12 protein-coding genes are annotated in these 13,221 nt (G+C 41.5%); 3 read left to right on the top strand and 9 right to left on the bottom strand.

Going from position 1 to position 13,221, the window contains the following annotated elements; translation table 11 throughout:
- The 6 genes from DABAL43B_RS07085 to DABAL43B_RS07060 all read right to left on the bottom strand — a co-directional run bounded on the left by DABAL43B_RS07085 (position 1) and on the right by DABAL43B_RS07060 (position 6,655).
- Positions 1 to 1,287: a hypothetical protein gene (locus DABAL43B_RS07085; RefSeq protein ID WP_079693065.1), complete on the bottom strand. Its 1,287-nt coding sequence runs from the start codon at positions 1,285 to 1,287 to the stop codon at positions 1 to 3.
- A 131-nt stretch (positions 1,288 to 1,418) separates the two neighbouring features.
- On the bottom strand, positions 1,419 to 2,957 hold the full coding sequence (lysS, locus tag DABAL43B_RS07080) for a lysine--tRNA ligase (protein ID WP_079691715.1): 1,539 nt from the start codon (positions 2,955 to 2,957) through the stop codon (positions 1,419 to 1,421).
- 126 nt (positions 2,958 to 3,083) lie between these two features.
- Positions 3,084 to 3,557, bottom strand: coding sequence for a hypothetical protein (locus DABAL43B_RS07075; RefSeq protein WP_079691714.1), 474 nt, complete (start codon positions 3,555 to 3,557; stop codon positions 3,084 to 3,086).
- Between the two features lie 39 nt (positions 3,558 to 3,596).
- Positions 3,597 to 4,685, bottom strand: a complete 1,089-nt coding sequence (gene prfA, locus DABAL43B_RS07070) for a peptide chain release factor 1 (RefSeq protein WP_079691713.1) — start codon at positions 4,683 to 4,685, stop codon at positions 3,597 to 3,599.
- A 198-nt stretch (positions 4,686 to 4,883) separates the two neighbouring features.
- Complete coding sequence (locus DABAL43B_RS07065; protein WP_079691712.1) at positions 4,884 to 5,381, bottom strand: DUF3060 domain-containing protein; 498 nt, start codon at positions 5,379 to 5,381, stop codon at positions 4,884 to 4,886.
- A 128-nt stretch (positions 5,382 to 5,509) separates the two neighbouring features.
- A complete protein-coding gene (locus tag DABAL43B_RS07060; protein WP_079691711.1) occupies positions 5,510 to 6,655 on the bottom strand; it encodes a beta-ketoacyl-ACP synthase III in 1,146 nt (381 codons plus the stop codon).
- A gap of 286 nt (positions 6,656 to 6,941) precedes the next feature.
- On the opposite strand from DABAL43B_RS07060, the gene pnuC reads away from it, so the two are divergent.
- Both pnuC and DABAL43B_RS07050 read left to right on the top strand, forming a co-directional pair.
- Positions 6,942 to 7,694 (top strand): nicotinamide riboside transporter PnuC, encoded by a 753-nt coding sequence (gene pnuC / locus DABAL43B_RS07055; protein ID WP_079691710.1) that lies wholly within the window; start codon positions 6,942 to 6,944, stop codon positions 7,692 to 7,694.
- A complete protein-coding gene (locus DABAL43B_RS07050; protein WP_079691709.1) occupies positions 7,645 to 8,241 on the top strand; it encodes an AAA family ATPase in 597 nt (198 codons plus the stop codon). The genes pnuC and DABAL43B_RS07050 overlap by 50 nt, the downstream gene beginning before the upstream one ends.
- A gap of 47 nt (positions 8,242 to 8,288) precedes the next feature.
- Here the strand turns inward: DABAL43B_RS07050 and DABAL43B_RS07045 are convergent, their stop codons facing one another.
- A complete protein-coding gene (locus DABAL43B_RS07045; protein ID WP_079691708.1) occupies positions 8,289 to 8,972 on the bottom strand; it encodes a DUF421 domain-containing protein in 684 nt (227 codons plus the stop codon).
- A 188-nt stretch (positions 8,973 to 9,160) separates the two neighbouring features.
- Between DABAL43B_RS07045 and DABAL43B_RS07040 the strand changes: the two genes are divergently transcribed.
- A complete protein-coding gene (locus DABAL43B_RS07040; protein WP_079691707.1) occupies positions 9,161 to 10,075 on the top strand; it encodes a DMT family transporter in 915 nt (304 codons plus the stop codon).
- A 158-nt stretch (positions 10,076 to 10,233) separates the two neighbouring features.
- Here DABAL43B_RS07040 and DABAL43B_RS07035 read toward each other — a convergent pair whose 3' ends face one another.
- Positions 10,234 to 11,427: a catalase family protein gene (locus DABAL43B_RS07035; RefSeq protein ID WP_079693064.1), complete on the bottom strand. Its 1,194-nt coding sequence runs from the start codon at positions 11,425 to 11,427 to the stop codon at positions 10,234 to 10,236.
- 52 nt (positions 11,428 to 11,479) lie between these two features.
- On the bottom strand, positions 11,480 to 13,093 hold the full coding sequence (locus DABAL43B_RS07030) for a Dyp-type peroxidase (protein WP_145952515.1): 1,614 nt from the start codon (positions 13,091 to 13,093) through the stop codon (positions 11,480 to 11,482).
- Positions 13,094 to 13,221: the final 128 nt, after the last annotated feature.

Raw genomic sequence — 13,221 nt, 5'->3', positions numbered from 1 at the left:
TTATGATTGAGCTCTCAACTGAGCCAGTTGTTGGTATAAACGCTGCGTATTCGCATCTATAAGCGATCCATGCTGATGGAAGGCATCAAGATGTACTTCGGTATTCACGCTGTCTTCACAAGGCCTAACGTCCACACCAATTAAAAACAGCTCTTGCATAATAGGCTGCTGCATTTGGGCATTGAGCTCAAATAGCAAATCTTGGTGAGAGGCACGAACCTTGTCTGCACTTAATGAGCTTTTTTCATCTTGCGCATAAAACACTATTAAATAATGGCGACCAAAGACGTTATAAGAGTGCTCGTGGCGCACATAGCCTGTCCAGCGTGATTCTTGAGCAATCATTCTATGCGCCAATATTTTTTCTATTAAACACGCATAGGTGTACATGGACTCATCCACCAAAATATCAACCTGCTCTTTTGGTAGTGGCGTACCCGCTTCATAACAACTTTTGATTAAACTATTAAAAAGCTTGTACCACATCCGAGTATTCTTTTGAATCTCTGCCATCAGCGCTGCCGCAAACTCCGTTTGCTCAGGCTCTGCCGCTCTTAGCAAACGCGGTTCAATCTGCTCTATCAATTCATACTTAACCAGCTGCTCTTGCACCTCAATCGCCCTTTGATGAAAATCTGGCGCTTGTAGAAATTGAGTAAGCAAAGTCGATTCATCTTCAAATATCTCAAACCCAGTCAGCTGACGGCGATGAAAATCTAAAAATGCAGTCAAGTCACTTGGCGTTACCAATTGCTTTAATATCTCAGAAAAATTTTGATAGCTAAACACTTGTAAAACGCTTTCTTCGTCGTCTAAATCCAACACGCAATCTTCAGCGAAAAACTGACTGCCATACTCATAACCAACCGCATAGGATGGCGTTTCTGAATACTTGTTTTGCTGATCATTCTGAGAACTGTCTTGATGCTGTACTGAAAGTGAGGTTAAACCGATAAAATAAACCGGTTTATTAAATGCTGCTTCATTTTTATTAGCGATGGCTTTATCATTTTTAAGGTAAAGCTGAGCATGTTGCTTGATAAGCTGATTGACAACCTCTTTTCTCCATGTACGAACTTGAGTACTATCAATGTCTTGCTTGTTTGCCTGCATCACGACATCATTGACGATAAGATAGACCGTCGCATTAGAAAATTCAAAGACAAAATCATAACCCTGAAAATATTCAGGGTCAGTTATCCTGTCTTCTGGCAAATCATACAAAGATAAAAAATTTTGCTGAATCATCTGTTGCCAAATCGAGGGCGGTACTTGTTGAGTGTCCATAGTATTCATAACGTCCCTATCAATTAAGTACTCAAAAATCATATAAGGCTATTTCATAGCTACTAAAAGCAGAAATAGCCTTCTTATGTTCAGTTTAGTACCAGCATGGACTTATGGCAAGCAAACTATCTCTAACCGTCAAGCTTACGGCGCATATGTGGAAATAAAATTACATCACGAATGCTCGCAGAGTCTGTCAATAGCATCACTAAGCGATCGATACCGATACCTTCACCAGCGGTCGGCGGTAAACCATAAGACAGCGCTTCGATATATTCTGCATCGAAGTGCATCGCTTCATCATCGCCAGCGTCTTTTTCAGCGACCTGACCATGAAAGCGTTCAGCCTGATCAGCTGGATCATTGAGCTCACTAAAGCCATTGGCCAATTCACGACCACCGACAAATAGCTCAAAGCGATCAGTAATCTCAGGATTGTCATCACTGCGGCGTGCTAGTGGTGAAGTTTCAGCTGGGTATTCCGTGATAAAGGTTGGCTGACGTAATTGATGCTCAGCGGTTTCTTCAAAAATAATCGTCTGCAACTTACCCACACCGAAGACGTCTTTTACTTGCTGCTTAAGCGTTGTCGATGCGTACTCTGCTAGATATTCACGATCGTTAATACGTGTCATGTCAAAGTTTTCTGCATATTTGGCAATCGCATCAGACATAGATAGACGTTCAAAAGGCGCTTTTAGACTGATGGCTTCTTCTTGATAAGTAATCTCAGTGCTACCCAAGATATCTGTCGCCAATTCGTTAAATAAGCGCTCAGTCAAATCCATCAAATCATGATAATCTGCATAGGCTTGATAAAACTCAATCATGGTAAATTCAGGATTATGACGGGTTGAGACCCCTTCATTACGGAAGCTACGGTTAATCTCAAATACTTTCTCAAAGCCACCAACGACTAAGCGTTTGAGATAAAGCTCAGGCGCGATACGCAGATATAATGGCATATCTAACGCATTATGATGGGTCACAAACGGACGCGCAACCGCACCACCTGGGATAGGATGCATCATAGGCGTTTCAACTTCCATAAAACGCTCATTCAACATAAACTTGCGAATACCACTGACTACCTGACTGCGAACCATAAAAGTATCACGAGTCGTTTCATTGGTCATCAAATCAAGATGACGGTTGCGATAACGGGCTTCTACATCTGCTAAGCCATGAAACTTATTTGGCATAGGGCGTAGAGCCTTGGTTAATAATTCAAACTTTTCAATATGTACGTACAAATCGCCTTTGCCCGAGCGACCGATATAACCTGATACGCCAACGATATCACCCAAATCTAACGATTTAATGCTTGCCAGTGTCTCTTCATCTAACTCTTTACGTGCCACATATAATTGGATGCGACCTGTCATATCTTGGATAACAATAAATGCACCACGGTTAAACATGACGCGACCAGCGACATTGACCTGTGTTTTCTCGCCTTTAGCATCATTGTCAGCGATTTCTTGTTTCGATATACCATCAAAAGCCGTTTGTAAGTCTTGAGCATAATCAGTGCGCTTAAAGGTATTAGGATAAGGCTGCTTACCTGAAGCAGTGATCTCATCTAGCTTGGCTTGCAGTTGAGCAATCAGCTCGTTGGCATCTTCTGGAACTTGCTCTTGATTCTGATTTTGATTATTAGGCTTTGACATAACACTCTCAAAATTATTAGATAATTAAAGGAATAAACGGAAATGATAAATTTAAAATAAAAAGTTCAAATAACACATTTAAATAAAACTGAATAACACTTATCTATTTTTCACACGACAAACGGATTAATCGACACAAATGGCAGGTTGTGCCACGCCTTTTTCAATGGTTTGATAACAGCCAAACGGACTGCTGTCACTAGCGCATTGCCCAGACTGGTTTTTAGCGCCACTCTCAATAAATTCACCGGTGTTTTTGCACTTGCCTTGGCAGTCAGTACTATCTTGGCAGGTTTTTTCTGCATCCGTATAAGACAACACACATTGATAACAGCCAAGCATGCCTTGCTGCGAAAAAGCCCCACCCTTTTTATTGCAAGCTTGTACCATTTCATCAGGAGGATAAACGCACGCTTGATAAGAAAGCGGGTCACTTTCATTATTTGCTACAGTGCTACTAGTCTGCTCTGGCTCCACAGCTGGCGTTGATAAAGGCGTGACGCTACAAGCAGCTAGCCAAAATGACATCAACATCGCCACAATAATAATCGCAATTTTGTTAAACGGTAATATTAGCGATGAGTTAGTTGTCATATGCATTGGGTACGCCTCTTATTTTATGGGCTTGTGAATCTCTTATTAAGCACCGCCAATACTGGCCATCAAGTCCGCTTGGTGCTCACGTAACAACGCATCAAGGATTTCATCCAAGTCACCTTCCATAATGGCATCAAGCTTATACAAAGTAAGGTTAATACGATGGTCGGTCATACGCCCTTGCGGGAAATTATAAGTGCGGATACGCTCTGAGCGATCACCGCTACCGACCAAATCACGACGTATCGTATCAGCTGCATCAACTTGAGCCTGTACTTTAACTTGCTGAATTTTAGAAATCAGCATTTTCATCGCTTGCGCACGGTTTTTATGCTGGCTACGTTCCTGTTGACACTCTACCACGGTACCCGTTGGAATGTGTGTCAAGCGTACGGCAGAGTCGGTGGTATTCACATGCTGACCACCAGCACCGCTTGAGCGGAACGTATCAAAACGGATGTCAGCTGGATTTAAATCAACCGTATCATCAATCTCAACTTCGGGCATAACCGCAACCGTACAAGCTGAGGTATGCACGCGACCTTGGCTTTCCGTATCCGGAACACGCTGGACACGATGCACGCCTGACTCGAACTTTAAACGACCATAAACACTATTACCAGATACACGGGTAATGATTTCTTTGTAACCACCGTGCTCACCCTCATTGGCTGATAGAATCTCTACCGTCCAGCCTTGAGTTTGTGCGTATTTTTGGTACATTCGGAACAAATCACCAGAGAAAATTGCTGCTTCGTCACCACCAGTACCAGCTCGAATCTCAAGGAATGCTGGCACTTTATCATTCGGATCTTTTGGCAACATCATGACATTCAGTGCTTCTTCCATCTCGACGATGGTATCACGGGCACTGTCAATCTCTTCTTGCATCATCTCTTTCATGTCAGGATCTGTCGCGTCGGCTAGCATCGCTTCTGCGTCCGCTTGATCCGTTTCTGCACGCACATAGTTCTGCCATAATGTCGTTATGTCCATCAAATCGCTGTGCTCAACGGACAATTCACGGAACTTATTATTATCACTGATGACACTCGGGTCCGATAATAAGGCGGTAACCTCTTCATAACGGTCTACCATCTGGTCTAAACGCAGGCGTAAGGATTCTTTCATAAAAGGACTTTTAATTGAATAATTGAAATAAGACCGTGATTATAGCAAATTTTGTATCATTTGCCGAAATGCGTTTAAGCTAATTCTATTATGTTTGGATAAAAGTCTTAATTTTAGACACTAAGAGCTCATAGATAGCAATAACTTAGGCGCTGATAAGCTAGGCGCTGATAGATTAGGTATTAGAAGACAAGTTTATCATTGCCCATTCGCATCTAATCCAGAACGGTAAGTCAATGAGGTATTTTCTCCTATCGACATAACATGGCGTACTTTGGTGATGCTAACAGTATTATTTATACCCGACTCTATTAAATTAAAAGTCTGCTGAGCTATGACTAGGTTGTTTTCACCCTTAATACTGATGGTTTGACATTTACCTTTTACAGTCACCTTTTGGTTATTGCCTTCGAAATCAACATTAGGACTTTTTGCCGTACAAGTATAAGTTGTTTGCTCTGTAGCTGAACCAAGGTAACCTGCGTTGGCAGGGATACTAACTCCTTTTTCATTAACGGTAGTGTTGCTTACTTTGACTTTGTTTGAATTAACAACAACATTCGAGCCGATACTTACGTTGGGTCCGACGTAAACATCTGCCTGCGCTATAACAGTCACTGATACCGTAACTAATGCTGCTATAAAATATGCTTTTGACACAGCAATTGAAATGGGGGAAAAATAAGCAAAGCGCACAGTCCTCTCCTATTTAGGCTTTTGAACAACTCTACAATATCGCAAAAAAGGGTTATTGAGTATTCGCTTATAGCCCTGATGGCTCGCAAATACTCAATAACCCTTTTAAATTTCTGCTTAATTAAGTACTACACCTTACGAACGATTACCGATCCAATCGAGTAACCGGCGCCAAACGAGCAAATGACACCCAGATCACCTGACTGCAGCTCATCTTTATAACGGTGGAATACAATCATCGGGCTGGCTGAGCTGGTATTGGCAAATTCTGCGATGACACTTGGTACAATCGCCTTATCCGCTTCTTTACCAATAACGGTACGTAAGATTAAATCTAGCATATTGGCATTGGCCTGGTGTAGCCACATCATCTTAACGTCAGACGTTGGTATATTATTTTCTTGCAAATGCTCGGTGATAATCTCTGAAACCTTTGGACAGACTTCACGGAATACTTTACGACCATTCTGCAAAAACAGCTTATCAGTCACAGGCTCTTTAAGATCCGGATACATCTCGGTCTGCGCCGCTAGGAATTCTGAGCGATCCATAAAGCCATATTCGTTTTTGATGTTGGTCGAAAACTGCGTAAATAGCTTAGAATTTAGAATCTCATAGCCTTTTGGCGTATCGAGATCTTCTACGATACAAGCAGTCGCGACATCACCAAAGATAAAATGACTGTCACGGTTGCGCCAGTTAAGATGCGCTGAGGTAATCTCAACGTTAACCACAGCGACGCGTTTGGCAAGACCAGAAACGATAGAGCCGTGTGCTTGTGATAGACCAAAAGTTGCCGCACTACAAGCAACGTTCATATCATACGCAAAGCCGCCAACCATACCGATCGCATTTTGAATCTCGATAGAAACCGCCGGATAAGTACGCTGGAAGTTGGAGCAGGCAAGGATGATACCATCTAAGTCATTAGCTTCAAGCCCAGCATCAGCCAAGGCATCATTTAACGCGGCTACACCCATTTCTGCCATGATAGATAGCTCTTCGCCTAAATTACGATAAGCAATGACAGGAGCCATGATGTCAGGGTTTAAAATACCGGCTTTTTCCATCACATAGCGTGATTTGATACCCGATACTTTTTCGATGAAGGCGGCCGATGAAGGCTCAAGTGCAGTGGTCGTTCCTGCTTCAATATCAGCAGCGTGCTTTGCATTATAATTCTCAACATACTGGTTAAATGACTCTACCAACTCTTCATTACTAATGCTAAACGGAGGGATATACAGGCCTGTGCCTGTGATACAAGTCGTCATGATAAGCTTCCTTGTCTACTACTATATAGGGCTTGCGATAAGCGTAAAGGTAAAAACAACAGTCGTTTGATTTCAGTGAATAACTGTAAACTTAAAATCAGTGCCTTTATTATGCCTGAATATTATTATTTTTCTAATACTTTGTTACAAATAACCTATTTGTCATCAAAAATAGACAAAGACGGCCTGTATTTTATGGCAGCTAGGCTATAATTGACGCTATTTGAAAAGCCTGACAACATAACAACCAACCAATCATAATAAACGCTCATATTTGGGAATGCTCATGGTGGAACTTTTGAATGGGTTATTTGGGCAGTATGCCGATTATCCAACCTTATTTATTGCGCTAGAATTGATCGCCGTTATCTTTGGGGTGTCCAGTGTCTTGCTCGCCAGCAAAACCAATATCTTAGTCTTCCCTATTGGTCTGGTAAGCACGGCTATATTTGTCTACCTGTTATGGAAGTGGCAGCTGTTTGGCGATATGTTCATCAATGCTTATTATACCGTTATGAGTATTTACGGATGGCTCAATTGGTCAAAAAACAAAGAGGACTCAAAGCATCAAGATCATATTAATCCCACTAGCCAGCAACAAAATGAGCGGTTAAACAATACTGACGACCAAAGTACAATTCAAGTAGAACATTTAAGTAAAAAAGATATACCCATACTGGCATTGCTAGCGACTGCCACCATGGCTTTTGTCGCTTTGGTTTATTATTTTAGACCCGTTATCAACAATCAATTTAGCTTTGATGGTGCAGTATTAGGTCTGCATTTATTTACGTGGGTTGACTATACCGATATGCTGACCACGGCACTGTTTTTGATGGCGATGTGGCTCATGGCACGGCGTAAAATCGAACATTGGCTACTATGGATAATCGCTGATGCTATCTCAGTGCCGCTATACTTTTATAAAGGTCTCACCTTTACCGCACTACAGTACGTAGTATTTACCTTCATTGCAATCTGGGCATATTATGAATGGCAACGACGCTACCGCGTACAATCTAACGCAGCATACGCCTAAATCCGTCATTAGCGTCGCAATACTAGGTGCAGAAAGTACCGGCAAGACCACGCTATGCCGTGACTTGGCCGCACATTTTGGCTCACTTTGGGTGCCAGAATATATGCGAACCTACCTACAAACCAAATGGGATGATGAGCAACTTACCTGTACGTGGGATGATTTGCTGCCGATTGCGCAGGGTCAAATTGAGTTAGAAAACAAACTTGCTAAACAAGCCGCTCAAACGCCAGATAACACCCATTATTTATTCTGTGATACTAGTCTGTTTGAACTGATGGTTTACTCTAATTGGTATTATGGCGATTGTCCTGAAGCGCTCACCAAAGCCGCACTGACGCATCATTATGATTTGATATTATTGACCGAGGTTGATATTCCGTGGGTCGCTGATGATTTACGTGATAGTCCACACCAGCGTGAAGAGATAAGCGCTTATTTTACAAGCCAGCTAAATACTCATCAAATACCATTTCGACAGATTGGCGGTGACAGAGATGATCGAGTTCGGCAGGTGGTTAAATGGCTTGAGCAGATAGAGCTATGAGGCTAATCGTTTTCATAATCTCCTACTCGCTCGCTATTTACCAATCATCATCTCACAATTTTACTATTTAAGGCTTTCGCCCATTTTTTACCGTCATTCTCACAGCGCTGGCATACTTGATTGGGATTTGAGAGATAGTCGACATAACCACAATACATACAAGCATAATAAATCCCATGCTCTATCTGGTCGACTGCTTGATACTGCTTGGGGAAAAGTGGTAAGCCATAGCCTATTTTATCGGGTGGATATAATAATAGACTAAATTCGCCGTCTGTTTCTAGTAAACCCGTACGCACTTGACCTAAATGTTCAACTCCTTGCTGACGCATTTCTGCAAAAAACTCATCATGTGACATTTCTCCCTGTTTAATTTTATCGAGCACGAGCAAACCATCTTCAACGATATAACGCGCCCTGCCTTCCAAAAGATCTTCAAAAGGCTGATACTTCATCATAGTCCACGTACACAGCCGATAAAGTAATATAACGGTACTCATAATCAGTACCGCTTGAATAATCGGTAAATCCTCGGTAAACATCGGGTCACCTGCAATAGACCCTAATGATAAAATAATCGTCAGCTCAAAAATGGATAACTGCCGAACGCCACGCTTGCCGGTGAAGCGTAAAAACAAAATAATAAGCGTGAACATCACAGTGACGCGTATTAATATTTCAGCGGCAAATGCCCATGTTGTGTCATAGATAAAGATGCTTGCCAAATCCACGTGTTTTTTCCTTTTTATTATTTTTAACGGTACTATTTTTAACGCTATTATTTTTATTACGATGAGCATTTGAGCGACAACTTGTAGATCAGGTGTTTCGACATTGCCCTATACTAGCCATCAGTATATGGCACCGAAGCTACCTGTATTTTATTCAAAAACGATATTAACGATTGTAGGAATTATTTTTGAAAGTCACGCTATACACGATTGTTGCGTTAATTGCGTTTGCTGCCAACTCTCTTCTTTGTAGAATGGCATTAGCAGAAGGTTATATCGATCCTTGGAACTTCACAGCGATTCGATTGTTAAGTGGTGCAGCATGCCTCGGACTTATCATGGCGATACAGACATACTATTTAAAAAAGACCACTTTAAAACGGACTGCTTTAAAACGAAATGGTAATTTTGACGATACCATTATAAAAGACAAAGGCAGTTGGCTTAGTAGTATCAGCTTAGTGATTTATGCGCTGTGTCTTTCAGTGGCTTACCTAGAGCTTGATACTGGTACTGGCGCACTTATTTTATTTTCGGCGGTGCAGCTGACGATGATTGGCTGGGGGATTTATAATAAAGAGCATTTAAATACTCTGCAATGGACAGCTCTTTTGATAGCTTTCGCAGGTTTTATCTACTTGATGTTGCCATCAGCTACCACACCCTCTTTATTTGGCGCGTTAATGATGGCAATAAGCGGTGCTGATTGGGGTATTTATAGTATACGTGGTAAAGCGTGCATATCACCATTGCGAGCTACAGGCTTTAACTTTATAAAAAGCCTAACCGTTATTCCTATACTGTTATTATTAGGCATGAATGAGCTCAACAGCATCAGAGCTGAAGGGCTATTACTAGCTTCCGCTTCAGGAGCGTTAACTTCTGGACTCGGTTACAGTATTTGGTATATGGCACTACCCTTATTAAAAAGCACCCAAGCAGCTGTCGTCCAGCTGTGTGTACCTGTACTAGCTGCTACCCTAGGTGTGATGTTTTTATCAGAACCATTAACGCTAACGTTCGTTATCGCAAGCGTGGTGATTTTAGGAGCGGTATTGGTATTTATTCTGAATAAAGAAGTGCCAAAAGAATTAACCTCATAGAAGATATGCGGCTGACCAAACTTAAGCGTTTGATGCAGTATATAGTTCAATATCAACACTGGCTTATTTCAGTCACTAGTATGTGTTTTTATTTTGAAAATAACGATAAAAAAGCGCCAGTAGATTAATTACTGGCGCTTTTTTCATAAGTAATATCTCTAAAGTTGAGACATTACAGTCAATACAAAAGACTGAACATCTATATAAAAGAAAGATTTGTCAAAGGTCTGTTTTAAACTCTTCGGCTCTTGGCGTTTAACGTTATTGAGTTCATGGCGCGTCTCTGAGGCTATTTGGTAAGCTTTTAGACGCGACTGTTGCAAATTACCAATCGGACGATTTTCTTCTAAACAGCGAAATGGTGTAAACGATAAATTTTCCATAACCTCAAAATTACCGTCATCAGGCACATCTTGGCAAGGAATCGTGATCGTTGCTACCGTCACGAATGGCGCATCAGATGCTTGCCATTCAGTAGTGAGCTCTTCAATCGGCTGCTTTTTAAGGTTACGGCACAGTTGAATTTGAACATCAAACTGATAATCGTGCTCACGTATCTCATTGATAATCAGCGGACGAATCGCTTCTTCTTTGGCAGCGATATCTACTTCGCGACGAGTGATCTTTTGAGCCGATGCCTTTGTCGGTGTTACCCTTATCTTCGCCATATAATCGCCATGACGCACGACGCCTTGCGAATGAAAATTATAAAGCAAAGTATTTTTTGGCTCAATTGTGGTAAATCCGCGCAGTGCTTTAAAGGTTTTTAATGACTCTTTGCTTGGCAGCTTTGAGCCATAGTTGGTTAACCAGTTAAACGCCAATTTTGCTTTGCCGACTGCGCCTTGTTTAGCGTATTCAGGTATCTCTAAAAACAGCTTAGAGATATAAGCGTAGTCTTCGATTCTATTGCAAAAGAATACCGGATGATTGATTAAGTTAAAATCAAAATTACTACTATCTTCCTCGCCCGGCGCTAACTTCTCACCGGGTACGTCGAACACTTTAATGGCTAGACCTTGTGCTAAGCCAAGTTCACGATCGGCTGATACGCGAGAGGCACCATTAGAGAAGCGAATAACCGCATCATGGATACCTGATTTGGCATAAAAGCCTTGAGCATACTCGGCAGGCAGATTATCCAAAATCTCAAACTTAGCTTTCAGCGCGCAGTAACCTTTAGCATGGGCATCTCGGGTATGATAATCGACGCCACTGGCTTTATCACTTTTAGAAATGTAGTTTTTAATATCGTCAGTAATGGTGCGAATATTACGCTCATCCTGCTCTGATAACTCAATATACTTATGATCGTATGGTACATACTTAGGTTTGAATAGTTTCTTTAGCATGGTTTTTAGCCCTTTTTTGATAAGTTGATATACATTTTTATTATTTATTTTTTTAGGATAATTCACTAATCCATTTTAACGCCGACAAACTTGGGATAAATAAATATTCACCACCGTATAAGGTATTAAAGGTTTCGATACCATGATAGCGCTGGCGAATTGGGTCGGCAGGGACGGTAAAGGTATCGGCAGCAACGTCTTTATCGCCATGATGAACGCCAAGCATAGGGTCTTTTTCTTCCCCCAAACTCATAAAATTACCATCATTAATCCATTGAGATTGCAAAAATTCAATGGTTTCCATGGCATGAGCATTGATCCCAATAAAGAACAAACCACGCTCTTTGCCATCATCTTCAGTAACATCAGCTGGTAACACCTCACCGAAGCCAACGCTACGTCTGACAATACGGTGGATGCGCACATCAGATAAAATAAAGTCTTTGCTGTCTCTTGGATTCATGCGTCTAGTATGCGCACCAAACGGGCACTTTTTACCATGTGGGTCATATTTATAACCAAAGTCGTTATTCCGGCTTGGGTCATCACCTAGCACTTTATCATCATGATCAGGTGACAATACTAAAGGCGCTCCTGAACGCCAACGCCCCCACATCTTAGCGCCCAGTAACTCAGCTTCTTCATCACTTTCGCTATTGTCTTTTAAAAATTTATTAAAATCAGCGACATGACTGTTATAAGCCCTTAATACCATAAAAGAGCCGTTTTTACCCAAAACTTCAGGTTGCGGCATAGGCGGTATCGTACCTGCTTCACCTTTATAACCTAGTACAAACTCGCCCGCTGCGATGGCGTCATCCGTGTTGCTTGGTGGTGTCTGAATACCGCTGCCTTTGATTTCTGGGTTACTAATACCGTCACGATAACCAAAAACGTTTTTGACATTATTATCAGAGCCAAAATCATGCTCCATTAGAATTTCAATATCACCGCTTGCAGGGTCGTCCTTATTAATATGCGACTTGATATTATTTTTTAGCTCGCTAAGCTTTACTTGCCATTTGTCTTTGCTATCCGCGATGATGGCCGCGCAAACATGAACATCGCCCTGTTCACCAAACGGTGCTGCCCAGTTTTGTGGCGCGTTCACACCATTATCACGCAATTTATCAGCCCGTCCTGCCATACCTACTTTAAAAGAATCTGGAAAGCTATCTAACGATGATTGCGGGATACCCAACGCCTCTAGACCGGCATAAGTCATGACCACAGATAGCGTGGCCTCCATATCTTTATGCCATTCTTTACTACCAGTGACATCTGGTAAGACTTGCGCAAGCATTTGTCGACCAACTTCAGCATTATTAATTTTAAGCGCAACGACCGTACCAAAGTAAGGCGTCGGACGATCACGTAAAATAATGGATTGGATATCTTCTAACTCCATACTCACTAAATTAGGATTGAATACGCCGCGTGCTTTATGAGTCAATGTTTCAATGCTATCACCGACTTCTTTTTTGATATCTTGTAACCAAGACTCAAACTTACTGTCCTCGATACGATTGCCAAACTCATCTTTTAAGTCAAGCAGTTTGTTCCCCAAGCTATTGCTAGTTTTATTTTCTTGCTTAGAGTTATTTTGGTGGTCATTGCTTTGAGTGCTTTCGTTTTTCTTATCATTATCAGGAGTATTTGTACTCATTATTGAACCTATTTTTATAGTTATATTGATTTATGTCGCCCTTATTCTCTATATCACCCAGCCCATTTTAAAAAGGTGATATAGATTGATAGCATCTTATCTATAGCTGCTTATTAATAACAGCTTAT

This window comes from Psychrobacter sp. DAB_AL43B (genome assembly GCF_900168255.1).
Taxonomy (GTDB): Bacteria; Pseudomonadota; Gammaproteobacteria; order Pseudomonadales; family Moraxellaceae; genus Psychrobacter.
The sequence above is the reverse complement of the archived record's forward strand: the minus strand, read 5'-3'. Positions and strand labels throughout refer to the sequence as shown.

Coding starts and splice junctions, on each gene's coding strand:
- DABAL43B_RS07085 (WP_079693065.1), bottom strand. CDS start 1,287: ATGGACACTCAACAAGTACCGCCCTCGATTTGGCAACAGATGATTCAG.
- lysS (WP_079691715.1), bottom strand. CDS start 2,957: ATGTCAAAGCCTAATAATCAAAATCAGAATCAAGAGCAAGTTCCAGAA.
- DABAL43B_RS07075 (WP_079691714.1), bottom strand. CDS start 3,557: ATGCATATGACAACTAACTCATCGCTAATATTACCGTTTAACAAAATT.
- prfA (WP_079691713.1), bottom strand. CDS start 4,685: ATGAAAGAATCCTTACGCCTGCGTTTAGACCAGATGGTAGACCGTTAT.
- DABAL43B_RS07060 (WP_079691711.1), bottom strand. CDS start 6,655: ATGACGACTTGTATCACAGGCACAGGCCTGTATATCCCTCCGTTTAGC.
- pnuC (WP_079691710.1), top strand. CDS start 6,942: ATGGTGGAACTTTTGAATGGGTTATTTGGGCAGTATGCCGATTATCCA.
- DABAL43B_RS07050 (WP_079691709.1), top strand. CDS start 7,645: ATGAATGGCAACGACGCTACCGCGTACAATCTAACGCAGCATACGCCT.
- DABAL43B_RS07035 (WP_079693064.1), bottom strand. CDS start 11,427: ATGCTAAAGAAACTATTCAAACCTAAGTATGTACCATACGATCATAAG.
- DABAL43B_RS07030 (WP_145952515.1), bottom strand. CDS start 13,093: ATGAGTACAAATACTCCTGATAATGATAAGAAAAACGAAAGCACTCAA.